General features: G+C 74.3%; 14 protein-coding genes. 9 read left to right on the forward strand and 5 right to left on the reverse strand.

Features of this window, described 5'->3' with window-relative positions:
• Positions 1-101: 101 nt before the first annotated feature.
• From ABTZ17_RS25860 to ABTZ17_RS25870, 3 genes are all read right to left on the reverse strand, one after another.
• Complete coding sequence (locus ABTZ17_RS25860; protein WP_352198106.1) at positions 102-791, reverse strand: ester cyclase; 690 nt, start codon at positions 789-791, stop codon at positions 102-104.
• 169 nt (positions 792-960) lie between these two features.
• Positions 961-1,734, reverse strand: coding sequence for an SDR family NAD(P)-dependent oxidoreductase (locus tag ABTZ17_RS25865; RefSeq protein ID WP_352198107.1), 774 nt, complete (start codon positions 1,732-1,734; stop codon positions 961-963).
• A 25-nt stretch (positions 1,735-1,759) separates the two neighbouring features.
• Positions 1,760-2,455, reverse strand: a complete 696-nt coding sequence (locus ABTZ17_RS25870) for an MOSC domain-containing protein (protein WP_352198108.1) — start codon at positions 2,453-2,455, stop codon at positions 1,760-1,762.
• Between the two features lie 79 nt (positions 2,456-2,534).
• Here ABTZ17_RS25870 and ABTZ17_RS25875 point away from each other — a divergent pair, with 79 nt between their 5' ends.
• On the forward strand, positions 2,535-3,431 hold the full coding sequence (locus ABTZ17_RS25875; protein ID WP_352198109.1) for a LysR family transcriptional regulator: 897 nt from the start codon (positions 2,535-2,537) through the stop codon (positions 3,429-3,431).
• Between the two features lie 283 nt (positions 3,432-3,714).
• Here ABTZ17_RS25875 and ABTZ17_RS25880 read toward each other — a convergent pair whose 3' ends face one another.
• Positions 3,715-4,038, reverse strand: coding sequence for a WhiB family transcriptional regulator (locus ABTZ17_RS25880; protein ID WP_352198110.1), 324 nt, complete (start codon positions 4,036-4,038; stop codon positions 3,715-3,717).
• A 380-nt stretch (positions 4,039-4,418) separates the two neighbouring features.
• Between ABTZ17_RS25880 and ABTZ17_RS25885 the strand changes: the two genes are divergently transcribed.
• The 4 genes from ABTZ17_RS25885 (at position 4,419) to ABTZ17_RS25900 (ending at position 8,992) form a co-directional block, all read left to right on the forward strand.
• Positions 4,419-5,030: a response regulator transcription factor gene (locus ABTZ17_RS25885; protein ID WP_003948568.1), complete on the forward strand. Its 612-nt coding sequence runs from the start codon at positions 4,419-4,421 to the stop codon at positions 5,028-5,030.
• Positions 5,031-5,370: 340 nt separating this feature from the next.
• Positions 5,371-6,063: a sigma-70 family RNA polymerase sigma factor gene (locus ABTZ17_RS25890; protein ID WP_352198111.1), complete on the forward strand. Its 693-nt coding sequence runs from the start codon at positions 5,371-5,373 to the stop codon at positions 6,061-6,063.
• A 139-nt stretch (positions 6,064-6,202) separates the two neighbouring features.
• The gene (guaB, locus tag ABTZ17_RS25895; RefSeq protein ID WP_352198112.1) at positions 6,203-7,708 is read left to right on the forward strand and encodes an IMP dehydrogenase; all 1,506 of its coding nucleotides are present in this window, start codon (positions 6,203-6,205) and stop codon (positions 7,706-7,708) included.
• A 159-nt stretch (positions 7,709-7,867) separates the two neighbouring features.
• On the forward strand, positions 7,868-8,992 hold the full coding sequence (locus ABTZ17_RS25900; protein ID WP_352198113.1) for a GuaB3 family IMP dehydrogenase-related protein: 1,125 nt from the start codon (positions 7,868-7,870) through the stop codon (positions 8,990-8,992).
• A gap of 80 nt (positions 8,993-9,072) precedes the next feature.
• Here the strand turns inward: ABTZ17_RS25900 and ABTZ17_RS25905 are convergent, their stop codons facing one another.
• The gene (locus ABTZ17_RS25905) at positions 9,073-10,302 is read right to left on the reverse strand and encodes a nucleotide sugar dehydrogenase (RefSeq protein WP_352198114.1); all 1,230 of its coding nucleotides are present in this window, start codon (positions 10,300-10,302) and stop codon (positions 9,073-9,075) included.
• A 226-nt stretch (positions 10,303-10,528) separates the two neighbouring features.
• On the opposite strand from ABTZ17_RS25905, the gene ABTZ17_RS25910 reads away from it, so the two are divergent.
• The 4 genes from ABTZ17_RS25910 (at position 10,529) to ABTZ17_RS25925 (ending at position 20,559) form a co-directional block, all read left to right on the forward strand.
• Entirely contained in the window at positions 10,529-12,235 is a 1,707-nt protein-coding gene (locus ABTZ17_RS25910; RefSeq protein WP_352198115.1) for a glycerol-3-phosphate dehydrogenase/oxidase, read from the forward strand.
• 528 nt (positions 12,236-12,763) lie between these two features.
• The gene (locus ABTZ17_RS25915; RefSeq protein WP_502994849.1) at positions 12,764-15,118 is read left to right on the forward strand and encodes a serine/threonine-protein kinase; all 2,355 of its coding nucleotides are present in this window, start codon (positions 12,764-12,766) and stop codon (positions 15,116-15,118) included.
• 270 nt (positions 15,119-15,388) lie between these two features.
• A complete protein-coding gene (locus ABTZ17_RS25920; RefSeq protein WP_352198116.1) occupies positions 15,389-18,649 on the forward strand; it encodes a serine/threonine kinase C-terminal domain-containing protein in 3,261 nt (1,086 codons plus the stop codon).
• Between the two features lie 128 nt (positions 18,650-18,777).
• Entirely contained in the window at positions 18,778-20,559 is a 1,782-nt protein-coding gene (locus ABTZ17_RS25925; protein WP_352198117.1) for a serine/threonine-protein kinase, read from the forward strand.
• Positions 20,560-20,574: the final 15 nt, after the last annotated feature.

A 20,574-nucleotide genomic window follows, 5' to 3' on the forward strand; every position in this document is an offset into this window, starting at 1 on the left:
CGCGGCGGGCCCGTTCGAACTCCGGTTCCGCGGCGTGCGCGAGGTAGTCGTCGAGCACCATGCCGATACCCGGTCGCGGTGCGGGGCCGGGCGGGGCCCCGTCAGGCGGCGCCGAGCTGCCGCATCAGACCCATGGCGTCGTAGTGCCACCACCCCTCGGCGATCTGCCCGTCCCGGCAGCGGAAGGTGGTCGTCCCCGGCATGGTGCAGGTCCGCCCGGTCGGGGCCATGCCCAGGAACTCGCCCTTGTGCGTGCCGGTCCAGGTCCACACGGTGGTCACCAGGTCGCCTTCGGCGAGCTGGGCCTCCCGGCGGAAGGTGAAGTCGAAGGCGGACCGCCACCCCTCCACGTCGTGCCGGACCGCCTCCCGCCCGCGGTCGTCGGACGCCTTGCCGACGTCGTGGTCGAGGTAGTCGGAGGTGAAGACCTCCTCGATGACCTCGTACCGCCCGCCCATGGCCACCTCGTCGAACATCCGGTTCACCAGGTGGGTGTTGAGGTGTTCGTCGCGGACCACGTCGAGGTTGGTGAACTTCGGCATCCCGTCGCAGAGCTCCACCATCTCCCGGAACATCCGGTCCGTCTCCGGGAGCCGCGAGTTCTCCATGGCCACCTCGTACGAGGGGAACTCGACCACGTCCACGTAGTGCGTGGCGGACTCGCGGTCCTTGCCGATCAGGCTGTGCGTGACGGTCCGCCTGCCCTGGCTCTGCCGGAGGTAGCGGTCCACGAGCGCGGACACGTCCTCGTAGTGGCTGGTTTCGTAATCGATGATCTGCACGAAGGTCATGGCGACTCCCGAGCTGGAAGGAACATGTCCAGTTTAGGGAGATTTCACGCGATTGGCGGGTTTACTGGCCGGTCACCGGGGAAGGGTGACCGGCCGTGCCCCGGCGGTACCGGCCCGCGTCCGGGGACGGACCCGCCGCCCCGCCCCGCCCCGACCCCGGCCGCGCGGCTCACTTCGGTCCGTACGACCGGCCCGCCCGCGAGGAGACCCCGCCCAGCAGTCCGCGGGGGGTCAGCTTCACCACGCCCATCAGCGCCTTGTAGCGCGGGTCCGGGATCGAGACCGTACGGCCCCGCTCCAGGTCCGTCAGGGCCGCCGCGACCAGCTTGTCCGCGTCCAGCCAGAGCCAGTTCGGGATGTTCTCGGTGCCCATCCCGGCGCGCGCGTGGAACTCGGTGCGGACGAAGCCGGGGCACAGCGCCATCAGCCGCACCCCGGAGCCCGCCAGGTCCCGGGCCGCGCCCTGGGTGAACTGCACCACCCAGGACTTGCTCGCCCCGTACGTGCCGCGCGGCACGAACGCCGCCACCGAGGCCACGTTCACCACGCCGCCCCGACGCCGCTCGCGCATGGACTCCGTGGCCGCCGCGGTCAGCCGCAGCACCGCCTCCACGTGCACCTTCAACATGGTCAGCTCGTCGGCCATGGAGACCTCCAGGAACCGGCCCTTGTTCCCGAAGCCCGCGTTGTTCACCAGCAGGTCCACCGGGTCCCGACGGTCGCCGAGCCGCGCCTCGACCGCCGCGATGCCCTCCTCCGTGGACAGGTCCGCGGTCAGCACCTCGGCCTCGATGCCGTGCCGGTCGTGCAGTTCGGTGGCCTGCTCCCGGAGCCGCCGGGTGTCCCGGGCCACCAGCACCAGGTTGTTCCCCCGGGCGGCCAGCCGCCGTGCGAAGGCGGCGCCGATGCCCGCCGTGGAACCCGTAATCAGCGCAGTCGTCATACGGGCAACCTAGCCGTACGGACCGTCAGCTTCCGCCCCCGGCCCGCGATCCGCTCCGCCCCGCCCCCTCCGCGTACCGCAGCGCCTTCTCCCGCGCCCCCGGATCCAGTGCCTCGCCCGCCTCCAGCAGCCGCGGCAACAGGGTCCGTTCCACGGTGTAGGCGCGGAACCACAGCTCCACCGAGATCCCGTGGTCCGGCCGGTGCACCACCTCCACCGCGTCGCCCGCGGCGATCTCGCCCTCCCGCACCACCCGCAGGTACGCCCCCGGCCGACGGGCCGTGGTGAACCGCTTCACCCAGCCGCCCTCGCCGAGCGCCCCCTGGAAGGTCCGGCACGGGATCCGCGCCGCCGCCACCTCCAGCTCCACCTCGGGACCGATCCGCCAACGCTCCCCGATCAGGGCGCCGTTCACGTCCAACCCCGAGGTGGTGAGGTTCTCCCCGAAGAGACCGCCGCCCAGCGGCCGGCCCAGCTCGCCCTCCCACCAGTCGAGGTCCTCGCGCGCGTAGGCGTACACCGCCTGGTGGTCCCCGCCGTGGTGCCGCAGGTCGCAGATGTCGTCCCCGGCCACGCCGCTCCCGGCGGTCCCCTTCGGCCCGGGGGCGAAGACCTTCACGGGGCCCTCGGTCGGCCGCTTGCCGATGCCGGTCAGCCCGCCCTCGGTGTCGGTGTAGTCCACGGCGGTGGCGCGGCCCAGATTGACGGAAATCAGGTGCATGCGGGCACGGTAACCCAGGACCCCCAAAGCGGCCAGTGAGTATTGGCGCTTCTGTCAAAGAGAGGCTTATGCTCGAAGGGTGATCGAGGCACGCCATCTCCGAGTCCTGCGCGCCGTGGCCGCCACGGGCTCCTTCTCCGCCGCCGCCCGCGAACTGGGCTGCACCCAGCCCGCCGTCAGTCAGCAGATGAAGGCCCTGGAACAGTCCACGGGCACCCCCCTGCTCATCCGGACCGGCCGCGAGATGCGCCTGACCCAGGCAGGCGAGGCCCTGGTGCGGCACGCGGCCGGCATCCTCGCCGGCCTGACCGCCGCCGAGGAGGAGGTCGCCGCCATCGCGGGCCTGCGCGCCGGCCGGGTCCGCCTGGTCTCCTTCCCGAGCGGCAGCTCCACCCTGGTGCCCACCGCGCTCGCCGCCCTGCGCGAGGCCCACCCCGGCACCCGGGTCTCCCTGGTCGAGGCCGAGCCCCCGCGCTCGGTGGAGATGCTCCGCGAGGGCGACTGCGACGTGGCCCTCGCCTTCCGCTACTCCGGAGCGGCCGACCCGGCCGAATGGGCCGACCTCGTGGTCCGGCCGCTGCTCACCGACAAGCTCGTCGGGCTGCTCCCCGAGGGGCACCGGCTCTCCGGGGAAGGGCGGGTGGCCATGGCGGAGCTGGCCGGCGACCCGTGGATCGCGGGCTGCCCGCGCTGCCGCCGGCACCTGGTCGACGTGTGCGAGGAGGTCGGCTTCACCCCCCGGATCGACTTCGCCACCGACGACTACCCGGCCGTGGTCGGCCTGGTCGGCGCCGGGCTCGGGGTGGCCGTGCTGCCCGAGCTCGCCGTCGAGTCGGTACGGGCCAAGGGCACCCGCACGGTGGTCGTCGAGCCCGCGGTGGAGCGCGAGGTGGTCGCGCTGACCCTCCCCGACCTCGCCCGGGTCCCGGCCGTCGCCGCCACCCTGGACGAACTGGAACGGGCCGCGGCCCGCTAGGCCGTGTCTTCCGGATCTTGCCTGGCCCGCGCCGCCTGGCACCGCACCTCGCGGCGTTGCCGGAAAGCCTGATTACGTCCAGTAGGCAGGCTTCCCGGCGCCTTGCGATGCCCGGCACCAGACGCCGCGGGCCTCACCGGCAAGATCCAAAAGACACGACCTAGTCGGCCCCGGCGCGTGCGGATGCGTGCGGGTGCGGCGCGCCCGGCGGGGCGCGCCGCGGACCCTCGGATTCGAAGAAACGTTCCTTCAGTGAGCGGGGACGGTGCGCGCTGACCCGAGGTCAGTGCGCGGGGGTCCCGGCCGCTCCGGTCGAGGTGACCAGGCGGTGGCGGGCGCGGCCCATCAGCTCCTCCCGTTCGTCTTCGGTGAGGCCCCCCCACACCCCGTAGGGCTCGCGTACGGCGAGTGCGTGCGCGGCGCACTGGGCGCGCACCGGGCATCTCATGCAGACCTCTTTGGCCGAGGCTTCGCGCGCGCTCCGGGCCGCACCCCGCTCGCCCTCCGGGTGGAAGAACAGGGAGCTGTCCACTCCCCGGCAGGCAGCGAGCAGCTGCCAGTCCCAGAGGTCGGCGTTCGGTCCGGGGAGGCGGGAGAAATCTGCCATAGCTAGTCCTCATTGCAGCCGGTACTGACGCGGATACGGTCCAAGTCGTCACATCTACTATCCGAGAAGATGTAAATATGACTCATGGGGAATCTAGCCTCAGACACACACCAAACGGAAGGAAAGCCGCCAAATAGGGCATAGCTCCAGATGGAGGACGCGCGACTCGTGGCGTCCGCACCGTGTCGGCTTCCTCACGTAGAGTGCCGAAGGTGTCCGTCCGACCCGTAACTCTTTCGAGTGACCATCGTTGAGAGTGCGAAGGCGGTTGAAAGAAGGCGCCCTCGGACGGCTGTCCGAGGGCATCGACCGCACAGGTGACGATACGTACCAGCCTGGAGGCTCAAGGTGACGCGCATCAGCAGCTGCGGAGGGCGGTCATGACTTCCGTCCTCGTCTGCGACGACTCCCCGCTTGCCCGAGAAGCGCTCCGTCGCGCGGTTGCGACCGTGCCCGGCGTCGAGCGCGTGACGACGGCCGCCAACGGCGAGGAAGTCCTCCGCCGCTGGGGTGCCGACCGATCCGATCTGATTCTGATGGACGTGCGGATGCCCGGACTCGGCGGCGTCGAGACCGTCCGCCGGCTCCTCTCCGCCGACCCCGGCGCCCGCATCATCATGCTCACCGTGGCCGAGGACCTGGACGGCGTGGCCCTCGCGGTCGCCGCCGGGGCCCGCGGCTACCTGCACAAGGACGCCTCGCGCGCCGAACTCCGCGCGACCGTCACCCAGGCCCTGGCCGATCCCACCTGGCGGCTCGCCCCCCGGCGCCTGCGCTCGGCCGAGATGGGCGCCGCACCCACCCTCACCGCGCGCGAGATCCAGGTGCTGGAGGGCATGAGCCACGGTCGCTCCAACGCCGAGATCGGCCGCGAGCTGTTCCTCTCCGAGGACACGGTCAAGACCCACGCCCGCCGCCTCTTCAAGAAGCTGGGCGCCTCCGACCGGGCGCACGCCGTGGCGCTGGGGTTCCGCTGGGGCCTGGTCCGCTGATCGCGATGCGGTCCCCGTCCGCCGCGCGGCGGACGGGGCGGCGCGTCCCGTGGCGGGACGGGGTCCCGGCCGTCGGCACCAGTCTTGTCGTACCCGGTGTGCGCGAGGGGGTTGTGGGGGCAGAATCCAGGGGACGTGTCGCTTCGTGCGCGATGCCGCATGCTTGAGGGTGGAGAGCTCGGAGAGCGGCCCGTACCGGGCACCGCTCCTCCGGGACCATTCGGCCGAGCGGGAGGGGAGGGCGTTGACGATGGGATCCGGCGCGCCCGCTCATAACGCTTCGGTGCACAACCCCGACCACGGTGCCGCGGATGCCGGCGCGTCAGGGCACCATGGATTGATGCGCGACGACGAGGCCCCGGGGTCCACCACGGCCACGGGCCCCGCCGCGGGCTCCGCGAGCACCGCCGCCGGCCCCGCCGCGAGCGGCCCCACCGGCAGCGCCACGACCGCTTCCGTGACCCCGCCGGTGACCAACCCCGTCGGGGCCCTGGTCCGCCGGGCCGTCGAGGGGGACGAGCAGGCCACCCACGACCTCCTGGCCCACGTGCACCCGCTGGCCCTGCGCTACTGCCGCACCCGGCTCTCGCGGCTGCCCGGCGACGCCCGGCACTTCGTGGAGGACCTGGCCCAGGAGGTCTGCGTCGCCGTGCTGATGGCGCTGCCGCGGTACCGCGACACCGGCCGCCCCTTCGAAGCCTTCGTCTTCGCGATCGCCGCGCACAAGGTGGCCGACCTCCAGCGGGCGGCCATGCGGCACCCCGGGAGCACGGCCGTGCCCTCCGACGAGATGCCGGAGCGGCCCGACGACTCCCTCGGTCCGGAGGAGCGGGCGCTGCTCAGCAGCGACGCCGCCTGGGCCAAGAAGCTCCTCGCCAACCTCCCCGAGAACCAGCGCGAGCTGTTGGTGCTCCGGGTGGCCGTCGGGCTGACGGCCGAGGAGACCGGGCAGATGCTCGGGATGTCCCCGGGTGCCGTCCGGGTGGCCCAGCACCGGGCGCTCAGCCGGCTGCGAGCCCTGGCGGAGCAGTAGTCCTCCATGCGCCTTTCGTTGGATCTTGAAACTCGTAGGATGCAACGAAAATCGGGGTCGATCTTGATCGTGGAATGAGACGCCTCGCTGTCCCGTTAGCATGGACATCCGCGCTGAGCAAGACCATTGGGAAGGTGTCATGACAGTCAACGGTGACGGAGTGCCCGACAAATTCGCCTCGCTCGGGCTGACCTACGACGACGTCCTGCTGCTGCCGGGCTCGTCGGACATGGCGCCGGACGAGATCGACACCTCCTCCCTGATCTCGCGGAACGTGCGCGTCAACGTCCCGCTGCTGTCGGCCGCCATGGACAAGGTCACCGAGGCCCGCATGGCCATCGCGATGGCCCGCCAGGGCGGCGTGGGCGTCCTGCACCGCAACCTCTCCATCGCCGACCAGGCCAACCAGGTCGACCTGGTCAAGCGCTCCGAGTCCGGCATGGTCACGGACCCGATCACCGTGCACCCGGACGCCACGCTCCGCGAGGCCGACGAGCTCTGCGCAAAGTTCCGGATCTCCGGCGTCCCGGTCACCGACCCCGCCGGCAAGCTCCTCGGCATCGTCACCAACCGCGACATGGCCTTCGAGTCGGACCGCAGCCGCCAGGTGCGCGAGGTCATGACCCCGATGCCGCTGGTCACGGGCAAGGTCGGGATCTCCGGCGTGGACGCCATGGAGCTGCTGCGCCGCCACAAGATCGAGAAGCTGCCGCTGGTGGACGAGGCGGGCATCCTCAAGGGCCTCATCACCGTCAAGGACTTCGTCAAGGCGGAGAAGTACCCGAACGCCGCCAAGGACAAGGACGGCCGTCTGCTGGTCGGCGCCGCCGTCGGTGTGGCCGGGGACGCCTACGAGCGGGCCCAGGCCCTGATCGAGGCGGGCGCCGACTTCATCGTCGTCGACACCGCCCACGGCCACTCCCGCCTGGTCGGCGACATGGTCGCCAAGATCAAGTCGAACTCCTCCGTGGACGTGGTCGGCGGCAACGTCGCCACCCGCGACGGTGCCCAGGCCCTGATCGACTCGGGCGTGGACGGCATCAAGGTCGGGGTGGGCCCCGGCTCGATCTGTACCACCCGCGTGGTCGCCGGCATCGGCGTCCCGCAGGTCACCGCCATCTACGAGGCCTCCCTCGCCGCGAAGGCGGCCGGGGTCCCGGTCATCGGCGACGGCGGCCTCCAGTACTCCGGTGACATCGCCAAGGCCCTGGTGGCCGGTGCCGACACCGTGATGCTCGGCTCCCTGCTCGCGGGCTGCGAGGAGTCCCCGGGCGAGCTGCTCTTCATCAACGGCAAGCAGTTCAAGTCCTACCGGGGCATGGGCTCGCTGGGCGCCATGCAGTCCCGCGGGGACCGCAAGTCCTTCTCCAAGGACCGGTACTTCCAGGAGGGCGTGGGCGGCGACGACAAGCTCATCCCCGAGGGCATCGAGGGCCAGGTGCCCTACCGCGGCCCGCTCTCCGCGGTGGTCCACCAGCTCGTCGGCGGCCTGCGCCAGTCGATGTTCTACGTGGGCGGTCGCACCGTCCCCGAGCTCCAGGACCGCGGCCGGTTCGTCCGGATCACCTCGGCGGGGCTCAAGGAGAGCCACCCGCACGACATCCAGATGACCGTCGAGGCGCCGAACTACTCCCGCAAGGGCTGAGCGCGCCGACCGCGGGGGCGGGGCCCCGGACCTCCTGGTCCGGGCCCCGCCCCCGCGGCGTGCCGCGGGTCCCGTCCCGTACAGCGGTCGCCGGGACGCGTCCGTCCGGCGTTCGGGGATACTGGACGGGCAGTAGCCAAAAGGGAAAGGCCACCACACGTGACTGAGATCGAGATCGGGCGCGGCAAGCGCGGCCGCCGGGCGTACGCGTTCGATGACATCGCCATCGTCCCCAGCCGCCGCACGCGGGACCCGAAGGAGGTCTCGATCGCCTGGCAGATCGACGCCTACCGGTTCGAGCTGCCCTTCCTCGCGGCCCCCATGGACTCGGTCGTCTCCCCGCAGACCGCCATCCGCATCGGTGAGCTCGGCGGCCTCGGCGTGCTGAACCTGGAGGGTCTGTGGACCCGCCACGAGGACCCGCAGCCGCTCCTGGACGAGATCGCGGAGCTCCCCGAGGAGACCGCGACCCGCCGCCTCCAGGAGATCTACGCGGCCCCGATCCAGGCCGACCTGATCGGGCAGCGCATCAAGGAGGTGCGCGACTCCGGTGTCGTCACCGCCGCCGCGCTCTCCCCGCAGCGCACCGCCCAGTTCTCCAAGGCGGTCGTGGACGCGGGCGTGGACATCTTCGTGATCCGCGGCACCACGGTCTCCGCCGAGCACGTCTCCGGCGCCTCCGAGCCGCTGAACCTGAAGCAGTTCATCTACGAGCTGGACGTCCCGGTGATCGTCGGCGGCTGCGCCACCTACACCGCGGCCCTGCATCTGATGCGCACCGGCGCGGCCGGCGTGCTGGTGGGCTTCGGCGGCGGCGCCGCGCACACCACCCGCAACGTCCTCGGCATCCAGGTCCCGATGGCCACCGCCGTGGCCGACGTGGCCGCGGCCCGCCGCGACTACATGGACGAGTCCGGCGGCCGCTACGTGCACGTCATCGCCGACGGCGGCGTGGGTTGGTCCGGCGACCTGCCCAAGGCCATCGCCTGCGGCGCCGACGCCGTCATGATGGGCTCCCCGCTGGCCCGTGCCACCGACGCGCCCGGCAAGGGCCACCACTGGGGCATGGAGGCCGTCCACGAGGACGTGCCGCGCGGCAAGAAGGTCGACCTGGGCACCGTGGGCACCACCGAGGAGATCCTCACCGGTCCCTCGCACACCCCGGACGGCTCCATGAACCTCTTCGGCGCCCTCCGCCGCTCCATGGCCACCACCGGCTACAGCGAGCTCAAGGAGTTCCAGCGCGTCGAGGTCACCGTCGCGGACTCCCAGCACCGCCGCTGACCGGCCCGCACGCACCGGAAAGGCCCGGCCCGCCCACGGATCACGTGGGGCGGGGCCGGGCCTTTCGGCGTCCGCGCGCCTCAGAGGCGGTGGGCCGCGCCCACCGGGGTGGCGCCCCGGGTGTCGAGGAGGAGCTGGGCCTTCACCGACAGGCCCTGGAGGTCGTAGGTGCGGTGGTGCTGGAGCAGCAGGGTGAGGTCGGCGGTGGCCGCGGCCTCGTACAGGGACTCCGCGCGCGGCACCGGCTGGTCCCGGACCCGCCACCCCGCGATGTACGGGTCGTGGTAGCTGATCAGGGCGCCCAGGTCGAGGAGCCGGCTGGCGATCTCCCGGGCCGGTGAGCCCTCCTGGTCGGCGAGGTCCGGCTTGTACGTGACCCCCAGCAGCAGCACCCGGGCGCCGCGGGCGGACTTGCCGTGCTCGTTCAGCAGGGTGGCGCAGCGCTGGATGACGTACTGCGGCATCCGCCCGTTGACCTCCTGGGCCAGGCCCATCATGCGCAGCGGGTGACCGGGGGTGCGGGGGGTGTGGGGGAGGTAGTTGGGGTCCAGGGGGACCCCGTGGCCGCCCACGCCGGGGCCGGGGCGGAACGCCTGGAAGCCGTACGGCTTGGTCTCCGCGCAGCGGATCACGTCCCAGAGGTCCACGCCGATGTCGTGGCAGAGGACGGCCATCTCGTTGGCGAGGGCGATGTTCACGTGCCGGTAGGTGGTCTCCAGCAGCTGGACGGTCTCCGCCTCGCGCAGACCGCGGGTCCGGACCACCTTGTCGGTGAGGCGGGCGTAGAAGGCGGCGGCGGACTCGGTGCAGGCCGAGGTGAGCCCGCCGATGACCTTGGGGGTGTTGGCGAAGCCGTGGGTGCGGTTGCCGGGGTCCAGCCTGCTGGGGGAGTAGGCCAGGTGGAAGTCGCGGCCCGCCCGCAGTCCGGAACCGGCCTCCAGGAGGGGGCGCAGGTAGTCCTCGGTGACCCCCGGATGGGCGGCGGACTCCAGGATGACGGTGGTGTGCGGGCGCAGCCGGGCGGCCAGGGCCCGGGCGGCCTCGCCGACCGCGGACAGGTCCGGGGCCCGGTCCGGGCCGAGGGAGGTGGGCGCGCAGATGACGGCGGTGCGGACGCGGCCCAATGCGGCCGGATCGGTGGTGACGCGGAATCCGGCGGCGGACATCCGGCGGATCTCGGCGGCGGTGAGCGGGCCGTCGGTCGCCGGGCCGACGTCGTACCCGATGGTCTGGATGCCTGCGGCGACGGCGGCCTGGGCGAGCGGGAGGCCGAGGTGGCCGAGGCCGATGACGGCGAGGTCTGCGGGCATGGGGGTGGCCGTCCTTCCCTAACCGGAGAGGGCTGGGCGCGCAAGTCCTGTGGACAGCGTGAGCTGGCGCAATGTCAGACTAGGCGTATATATGACCGATCTGCGGCATTGTGGAGCGGCGGTCGCCCGTGTGTTGTCCACAGGCGGTGGCCGATGTGGGGACCTCCGGTCAGAATCGGGACCAGGGGGATGTGAGCGGGATCACCCGCACCGACGGGAGGCAGCGGTGAGGACAGCGACACTGGGACCCGCGCAGCGCACGGAGGCGCTGGCGAGAATGGCCGAGCGCGAGCTGGACGTGCTGGTCGTGGGCGCGGGGGTGGTCGGCGCGGGCACCGCGCTCGACGCGGTCACCCGCGGTCTGGCGACGGGCCTGGTGGAGGCCAGGGACTGGGCCTCGGGCACCTCCAGTAGATCGAGCAAGCTGATCCACGGCGGCCTGCGGTACCTGGAGATGCTGGACTTCGCCCTGGTCCGGGAGGCGCTGAAGGAGCGCGGGCTGCTCCTGGAGCGGCTGGCCCCGCACCTGGTCAAGCCGGTGCCCTTCCTCTATCCCTTGCAGCACAAGGGGTGGGAGCGGTTCTACGCGGGCTCGGGCGTGGCCCTGTACGACGCCATGTCCGTCTCCAGCGGGCACGGGCGCGGGCTGCCGGTCCACCGCCACCTGACCCGCCGGCACGCCCTGCGGGTGGCGCCCTGCCTCCGCAAGGACGCCCTGGTGGGCGCGCTCCAGTACTACGACGCCCAGATGGACGACGCCCGCTTCGTGGCCACGCTGGTCCGCACGTCCGCGGCCTACGGGGCCCACGTGGCGAACCGGGCCCGGGTGGTCGGCTTCCTCCGGGAGGGCGAGCGGGTGGTGGGCGCCCGGGTGCAGGACGTCGAGGGCGGCGGGGAGTACGAGATCCGCGCCAAGCAGATCGTGAACGCCACCGGGGTGTGGACGGACGACACCCAGGCGCTGATCGGCGAGCGCGGCCAGTTCCACGTCCGCGCCTCGAAGGGCATCCATCTGGTCGTACCGAAGGACCGCATCCACTCGACCAGCGGGCTGATCCTGCGCACGGAGAAGTCGGTGCTGTTCGTGATCCCGTGGGGGCGGCACTGGATCGTGGGCACCACGGACACCGACTGGGACCTGGACAAGGCCCACCCGGCCGCCTCCAGCGCCGACATCGACTACCTGCTGGAGCACGTGAACTCCGTCCTCGCCGTCCCGCTCACCCGGGAGGACGTGCAGGGGGTGTACGCGGGGCTGCGCCCGCTGCTGGCGGGCGAGTCGGACGCCACGAGCAAGCTCTCCCGGGAGCACACGGTCGCCCATCCGGCCCCCGGGCTGGTGGTGGTGGCGGGCGGCAAGTACACCACCTACCGGGTGATGGCCAAGGACGCCGTGGACGAGGCGGTGCACGGGCTGGACCAGCGGGTGGCGGCCTGTGTCACGGAGGACGTGCCGCTGTTGGGCGCCGAGGGGTACAAGGCGCTGTGGAACGCCCGGGCCCGGACGGCCGCGCGGACCGGTCTGCACGTGGCCCGGGTGGAACACCTCCTCAACCGCTACGGCTCCCTGACGGAGGAACTGCTCGCGCTCATCGCGGAGGACCCGGGCCTGGCGGAGCCGCTCGGCGGAGCGGAGGACTACCTGCGCGCGGAGGTGGTGTACGCGGCCTCGCACGAGGGGGCCCGCCATCTGGACGACGTGCTGACCCGCCGGACGCGCATCTCCATCGAGACCTTCGACCGGGGCACGCGCAGCGCCCGGGAGTGCGCGGAGCTGATGGCCCCGGTGCTCGGCTGGGACAAGGAGCAGATCGAGAAGGAGATCGAGCACTACGAGAAGAGGGTGCAGGCGGAACGGGAATCGCAGCGCCAGCCCGACGACCAGACGGCGGACGCTGCACGGTTGGGGGCGCCGGACATCGTGCCGCTCTGACGTGGGCGGAGCCCGGGGTTCCGGGTCGAAGCGGAACGATCTTGAGCCTCTTCAGAGGTTCGATGGAACCGCGGACCCCGGGCGCCCGTCCGTGCCGGAGTGAGGAACAATGAGGGTTCTGCCGGGGCGGGTTGCCACGCTCCCTGCCGAGGTGGGGGTGTACCGCAGTCGGCACGAACGCAGAGGGGACGCATGTCGAAGCCGGAGCACACGCGCAGGCCGGATGCCCTTGCGGGCGGCGACGTTGCTTCCCTCGCGGAGGATTCGCCGGAGTCCGGGGCGGAGGGGGCGGAAGTCGCCGCGCGGTCCGCGGGTGCCGTGCCGCAGCAGGTCGACCGTTCCGCCGGGGTGTCGGGCGAGCGGTCCGGGGCGGCGGGTGCCGCCGAAGGGGTCGAGGCCGCCGAGGTCACGGATCGGCTCGGCGACAACGAAGTTGAGACTTCAACAGATTCTGACGCGGAGCCGCCCGCGGAGGCAGGGCCTGCCGCGGCCGCTGCCGGAGGGGTGAGCACGGTGAAGCCCGGAGGGGTGAGCACGGAGAAGGCGGACGCGGCGGTCGTGCCCGCCCCGCGTGCCGAAGGCGACGGCGCCGCCGCCGAGGAGGGCGGTTCCGACCGGAGCCGCCCCGAGCCGCGGACGAAGCCGGCGCCGAAGTCCGAGCCGGCGCCGAAGCCCGAGGTGGAGCCGAAGTCGGCGCCGGAGACCGACCCGGCTTCCGGGTCGGACGCCCGGCCCGCCACCGCGGCCGGTGAACCCCCCGCGCGCGAGGTGACGAAGGAGGCCCCCGCCGGGCTCCCGGCACCGGAGGCGCCGAAGGACGCCGGCACCGCCGCCCCCGTCTCCGTCCGGAAGGCCGCGCCCGCCGCCGCCACGGGTCGGACCGGCGCCGTCCCCGGGCTCGCCGTCAGCGGGAACAGCACCGACCACGAAGGCCAGTTGCTCGCCGGCCGCTACCGGCTGGGACGCGTGCTCGGCAAGGGCGGCATGGGCACCGTCTGGCGGGCCGTGGACGAGACCCTCGGCCGCAGCGTGGCCGTCAAGGAGCTCCGTTTCCCCGGCGCCATCGACGAGGAGGAGAAGCGTCGCCTCATCACCCGGACCCTGCGCGAGGCCAAGGCCATCGCGCGGATCCGCAGCGGCAGCGCGGTCACCGTCTTCGACGTGGTCCACGAGGACGACCGGCCGTGGATCGTGATGGAGCTCGTCGAGGGCTCCTCCCTCGCCGAGTTCATCCGGGAGCGCGGCACCCTGACCCCGCGTCGGGCCGCCGAGGTCGGCCTCGCCATCCTCGACGTGCTGCGCGCCGCGCACACCCAGGGCATCCTGCACCGGGACGTGAAGCCCTCGAACGTCCTCATCTCCGAGACCGGCCGGGTGGTCCTCACCGACTTCGGCATCGCCCAGGTGGAGGGCGACCCCTCGGTCACCTCCACCGGCATGCTCGTCGGCGCCCCCTCCTACATCTCCCCCGAGCGGGCCCGCGGCCACAAGCCCGGTCCGCCCGCCGACCTGTGGTCCCTCGGCGGACTGCTCTACGCCTGCGTGGAAGGCGTACCCCCCTACGACAAGGGCTCCGCCCTCGCCACGCTCACCGCCGTCATGACCGAGCCGGTGGACCCGCCCCAGCACGCCGGTCCGCTCACCGAGGTCATCTACGGCCTGCTCGCCAAGGATCCGCAGCAGCGCCTCGACGACGCGGGCGCCCGCGCCCTGCTGACCGCCGTGATCGACGCCCCCGAGGAGCCCACCGAGCCCCCGGCCGACGAGACCCGGGTGGTGGCCCTGCCGCCGCTCCCCGAGGCCACGGCGGACACGGGCGCCCACAAGGCGGCGGAGAAGGCCGCCGAACGGGCCGCGGAGAAGGCCGCCGAGAAGGAGGCCCGCAAGGCCGAGAAGGAGGCCCGGCTCGCCCGCGAGCGGGAGAAGCGCGAGGCCCGGGAGCGCGACAAGCGCGAGCGCGCCAAGGCCGCCCTGGCCTCCGTCCGGGCCGCCGCCGCGCGCACCGCGGAGCCCCCGGCCGGCGACCCCGCGCGGCCCGCCGGGCCCCGCACCGCCCCGGCCGCGCCCCTGACCGACGTGGTGCCCCGCCGGACCATCGCCCTGGCCGTGGTCGCCGTGGTGGCCGTACTGGCCCTGATCGGCGGAGTCATCGCGTACATCGTCAGCGGGGACGACGACGAGCCCGGCGGCAAGGCCAACGGCCCCGACCGCACCAGCTCCTCGGGCGGCCCCACCCCGGCCGAGTCCGCCCGGGGCGGCAGCTCCGGCGCCGCCGCCCAGGGCGGGACGGACGGCAAGGGAGCCACCGCCGGCACCGGTACCGGCACGGGCGAGGGCCGGGGCACCGGCCAGGAGCCGGGCACGGACGGCGGCAAGGGCACCGGCAAGGGCACGGGCTCGGGCGACGGCAAGGGCACCGCCCTGCCCGCCGGATACGCCCAGGTCACCGACACCGACTTCCGCTTCACCATGGCCCTGCCCTCGGACTTCAGGCGCACGGCCATAGCGGGCGAGAAGTCGGGCGGCATCTACAACCGCGCCAAGGGCGCCTTCCCGCGGATCCAGGTGGACTTCAACGACAGCCCGCTGGACGACGCCCGGTTGGCCTGGGCCCAACTGGCCGGAGCCGTCGCGCGGAGCAGCAGCGGCTACAAGCTGATCGGGATCTCGGAGCAGGACTACCGCGGCTATCCGACCGTCGCCGACTGGCAGTTCGAGCGGGAACAGGGCGGTCAGCGGATCCGGATACTGAACCGCGGCTTCAAGGTGGACGCCGACCACGGCTACGCCATCATGATCAGCTGCGCCGTGGCCGAGTGGGACGGCCCCGAGTGCCGGACCCTGCGCGAGACCGCGTTCGCGACCTTCCAGCCGAAGGGCTGACCGCGCCGGGGGCGGCACGCGGGTCGGCCGGGATCATCTCCGGTCGACCTGCCCGGACCCGCGACGCGGGTGGCGGCTGCGACGTATCGTGAGAAGCCATGGACCGTCCGCAGCCGCAACAGGCCCCCGGATGACCGGAAGGGGCCCGGTTCGCGCCGGTCCCGCACCGCCCGGCGGCCGGCCGCCGCGGTCGTGCGGCCACGCCGGGGGATGGGCGGGGCCGTCGGACCGCGGCCGCGGGTGACGGGGGAAACGCTCTGGGGAGGCGTCGTGGAGGAGTACGCGGGAAGGATCCTGGCCGACCGCTACCGACTGCCGCTGCCGCCGTCCGACGAGTTCGACCTCGTCGAGACCCGGGCCTTCGACACCCGCAGCGGCCAGGAGGTGCTGGTCCGTCAGGTGCCGCTGCCGGAGATCGTCGACGCCGAACTCCTCGACGGCGAACCGGCCGGCCACGCGGGGTACGCGGGACACCCCGGTCCGGCTCCCGCCGCCCGGCGGGCCGCGGGCGGCGCCACCCGCAGGCCCACCGACCCGGCCGTGCGCCGCGCCATCGAGGCCGCCCAGTCCGCCGCCCGGATCCCCGACCACCCCCGGCTCGACCAGGTCTTCGACGTGTTCGCCGAGGGCGGTTCGCTGTGGATAGTGAGCGAGTTGGTCCGGGCCCGGCCGCTGGCCGCCCTCCTGGCCGACCGTCCGCTGAACCCCTTCCGGGCCGCCGAGGTCGCCTCCGACGTGCTGACCGCCCTGCGCGTGCTGCACGCCCACGGCTGGACCCACCGGAACATCACCGTCCGCACCGTCCTGGTCTGTGAGGACGGCCGGGTCGTGCTCACCGGGCTCGCCGCCGGCGCCGCCGAGGAGGCCCTCTGCGGCTACGACGTGGTGCCCGCCGCCGAGGACGCTCCGCCGGCCGACCCCGGACCGCCCGCCACCTTCCGCGCCACCGGCTACGGCAGCGGGCCGGGCCCGCGCCCGACCGCCGGCACCCCCGCCCTGCCCCGGACCCCGGAACTGCCCGCGCAGGGCCCCTACCGCAGCGCGGCCCCGGGCCCGCCCGCACCCACCGGCCACCCCGACCACGCCCACCCCGAACCCGGCCGCCCGGACCACGGCCGCCCGGACCACACGCGACCGGACCACCTGCGCCCCGACTCCGGGCTCCCGCAGCCCACCCGGCAGCGGCCCCCGGCCCCGGGAACCCCGCCCCCCGGTCACCGGTCCGCCGGCCCGGCCTCGCCCGGCCCGGAGCACACCGGAAACACCGGCGACACCGGATACACGGCCGCCGGAGCCCCGCCCGCGGGCCCCACCGCCGCCGGCACGGGCACCGCCGGAGCCCTGCCCTCCGGATCCCTCCCCTCGCCCGCCGGCCCCGCCGCGCTCCGCCCCGCTTCCCCCGCGGGCGCCCCCGGGGCCACCGGACTGCCCGGCGCCCCCACCGGCGGGGCGGCCGGGAACCGTCCCGACGAGGCCGAGCTCCGGGCCGCGGCCCGCGCCGGAGCCGTGGCCGCCTACCGGGCCGGGGCCCAGGCGGCCGCCCGGGCCGCCGAGGAGCGCCGCTCCGGCCCGCTCGAGAACCGCCCGCAGGGCTCCACGCTGCCCCAGGGGTACTCGTACCCCTACGGCGACCCGGAGGCCCCGACCCCCTGGCACGGCGCCACCCCGCGCACCCCGGCCCTGCCCGCCGGCTACGCCCCCGCCCCCCGGCCGGACGGCGCCCAGGAGAACACCGCGCCGGCGGCCGACCCGACGATCTCCGATCCCGCCCCGCACGGCCCCGGACACCCCGAGGTCCCGCCCGCGGGGAGCGGAACGCCGGCCGGTGGGCCCGTACCGCCGGCGGGCGTGCGGGCGCCCGGTGTCCGCCCCCTCGGCACCCCGCCCGACGGCCCCCGGGCCCCCGTACCGCCCGGTGCGCTCCCCGCCGCCGCGCCCCCGCCCGGCGGGGTCCGGGCCGCCCTGCCCGCCCCGCGCCCGGAACAGCGGACGCCGGATCCCGCTCCCGCCACCCCCGGCGGGCCCGCACCGGAACCGCCGCGCGGCACCGGCGGCTGGGACGAGCCCGCCCGCTCCGCCCGCCCGGACCGGGGCCCCGCCACCCCCCTGGCCGCCGAACGCGCCCGGCAGACCCGGATCGCCGTCGTCGGCGCCGTCACCGAGCGGTGGGCCCCCGAACAGGCCCACCCCGTGCACGAGAATTGGCAGCTGGCCGCGCCCGTCGGCCCCGCCACCGACCTGTGGGCCCTGGGCGCCCTGCTCTACCGCGCCGTCCAGGGCCACGCCCCCTACCCCGAGGACAGCGCCGCCGAACTGGTCGAGATGGTCTGCTCCGAGCCGCCGGCCTTCGCCGAGGAGTGCGGCCCGCTGCGCCCGGTCGTGGAGTCGCTGCTGCGCCAGGACCCCACCGAGCGGCCCGATTTCGAGGAGCTGCGCGGCTGGCTGCGCTCGCTGGTCCGGTCCGCCCCCGAGCCGGAGGCGGCCGTCCGGCCCGCGCCCGCGCCGGAGCCCGACCCGACCCGGCTGCCCCTCAAGCGCCGCCGCGGCGAGCTCGTCCGCAAGCGCCGGCCCGGACGGGACAAGTCCGCGGGGGGCCACGGCCGGCACCGGCACCGGCACCGGCAGGGCGACCGCCCCCGCCCCGCGGCCGCGCCCCCGCGCCCCGAACCGACCGCACGTCCCGAACAGCCCCCGCGTCCCGAGCCCACCCCGCGTCCCGAACCGACCCCCCGTCCGGAGCCCACTCCGCGACCCCCCGGGTCGGCCGGCAGGCGCCCGCGCCCCACCGCGCGCCCCACCCGGAAGGGCTCCTCCGGCACGCCCCGTTCGCTCGGCCGCAACCTCCTCCTCGGGGTGTTCGTGCTGCTCGCGGGCGCCGTGGCGTACGCGCTGGTGTTCCTCCCGGAGAAGACCGAACCCACCGCGAAGACGGTGGCCAAGCCCCCGGCCACGGCCGCCGCGCCCACCCCGCGGGAGGGTGCGCCGTCCCCCGCGGAAACCCCCCGTCATGACCCGGCCCCGCAGACCACCAGGCCCCCCGCCCGGACCGGCACCCCGGCGGCGACGCCCGGCCCCGCCGTGCGCAAGGGGTACGTGCTGACCACGGACGCCGCCGGGTTCCGGGTGGTCGTGCCCCAGGGCTGGGACCGGCGGGCCCTCAACGACGCCGGTCAGGTCCGCTACGCGGACGGCGAGTTCGAACTGATCGTGGTGCCCGGCCGGGACCCGGTCGGCGGCACCCCCGACCCGCTCGGCTACCAGCGGGACCGCGAGCGGGAGCTGGATCCGTACCGTTCCTCCAGTTGGTCCCAGCAGATCGACGCCCGGCAGGTCACGGTCGGTCAGAAGGTGATGGCGGAGGGCCAGTACACCTGGACCGATGCCAGTGGCCGGGCGGTGTACGTCCGCAACCGCGTGCTCGCCCTCGGCGGTCGGTACCACGTGCTGATGGTCATCGGGCCCGAGGGGAGTCGGGACAAGGTCACCGAGATCTACGGACAGGCCACGGCCGGTTACGGGTCCGGAGCCTGAGGCAACCTGCCCGCCTGCGGAAACCGACAGTTGGGTCACAGTGCGGCCCCGCAGGGCCCCCGTGGTACCGCGCGCGCCCGCGCGCTTCGTAACCTGGCCATCCGAAAGCGGAGAAGCGGCAGGAATTCGTGAATCACAGCACAGGTGCGGGTTCGGTGCTCGCGGGCCGGTACCGGCTCGGCGAGTCCATCGGCAGCGGCGGCATGGGGCGGGTCTGGCGCGCGCACGACGACCTGTTGCACCGGACGGTCGCCGTCAAGGAACTGACGGCCGGTCTGTACGTCGCCGAGGCCGACCGCGCCGTGCTGCACGCGCGGACCCAGAAGGAGGCCCGCGCCGCGGCCCGGATCGCGCATCCGGCCGTGGTCACCGTCCACGACGTGTTCGAGCACGACGACCGGCCCTGGATCGTCATGGAGTACATCGACGGCCCCTCCCTGGCCGAGGCCGCCAAGGCCGCCGGGCGGATCGATCCGCGCGAGGCCGCCCGGATCGGCCTGCACGTGCTGCGGGCGCTCCGCGCCGCGCACGGGGTCGGGGTGTTCCACCGGGACGTGAAGCCGGGCAACGTCCTGCTGGCCAAGGACGGCCGGGTGCTGCTGACGGACTTCGGGATCGCCGCCATCGAGGGCGACACCTCCATCACCCGCACCGGCGAACTCGTCGGCTCCATCGACTACCTGGCCCCGGAGCGGGTCACCGGCGCCGCCCCCACGCCCGCCTCCGACCTGTGGTCCCTGGGCGCCACCCTGTACACGGCCGTCGAGGCCCGCTCGCCCTTCCGCCGCACCTCCCCCATCTCCAGCCTCCAGGCCGTGGTGCACGACGACCCGCCGCCGCCCCGGCAGTCCGGGGCCCTCGGCCCGGTCATCACCGCCCTGCTCCGCAAGGATCCGGCGGACCGCCCCGACGCCGCCGAGACCGAGCAGATGCTGATCGAGGCGATGGAGGGACGCGAGCCCCGCGAGGCCCACCGGCACGTCCCCACCCAGTCGTTCGGCACCGGCACCGGACATTCGTTCGGCACCGGCACCGCGCAGGCCCCCGGTCACCGGCCCGGCCCGCACACCGGCGTGACCGTCCCCGCGGCGGCCGGCCCGGGCGGCGGGATCCCCGACCCCCGGCACCCCGCCGGCCCCACCGGGCCGATGGGACCGACGGGGCCCACCGCCCCGCACGGCACGCCCCCCTTCGGCCCCGGGCACCCCACCGGCCCCGGCACGGTCCGCCGGGCGGGCGCCGGTCGGCTGCGCCGGGCCGCCGTGGTGGCCGTGGTGGCCGCCCTGCTCGGCGGCGGCGCGGCCTTCGGGCTGCTCAAGTACTTCGACGGGGACGGCGAGGGGGGCACCGGGGACGGCGGCCGCACCACCGCCGGGTCCACCACCGGCGCCACCGCCGGGACGGACGGCGGCACCAGGACCGCCGGCAGCGGCGGGGACGGGGCCGCGGCCCCGCGGGAGAATCCGCCCGCCGGCTGGCGGCAGGTCACCGACCCGGAGGGCTTCAGCCTCTGGGTCCCGGAGGGGTGGACCCGCCAGATGGACGGGGACCAGATCGACTACACCCCCGACAACGGCAAGCACCGGCTCCGCATCGGCATCGACCCCGACCCGAAGTTCCCCAACCCCTACGCCCACCTGCTCGACATCGAGGAGCAGGTCCGCAAGCGGATGAAGTACGAGCGGCAGACCCTGCACCCGAACACCTTCCGCGGCACCACCCAGGCCGCGATCTGGGAGTTCACCTGGACCGAGCGCAAGGACTTCCCCGGGCCGCGCCGGGCCATCGACCAGATGTACGTGGCGCCGAACGGCACCGAGTACGCGCTCTACATGGCGGGACCGGCCGAGGACTGGTCCGACATGCGCGGGCAGTTCGACACGGTGCTCCGCGGCTGGAAGGCCCCGTAGGGCCCGTCGTCCCGC

The sequence above is a fragment of the Streptomyces sp. NPDC097619 genome (genome assembly GCF_040302735.1).
GTDB lineage: Bacteria > Actinomycetota > Actinomycetes > Streptomycetales > Streptomycetaceae > Streptomyces.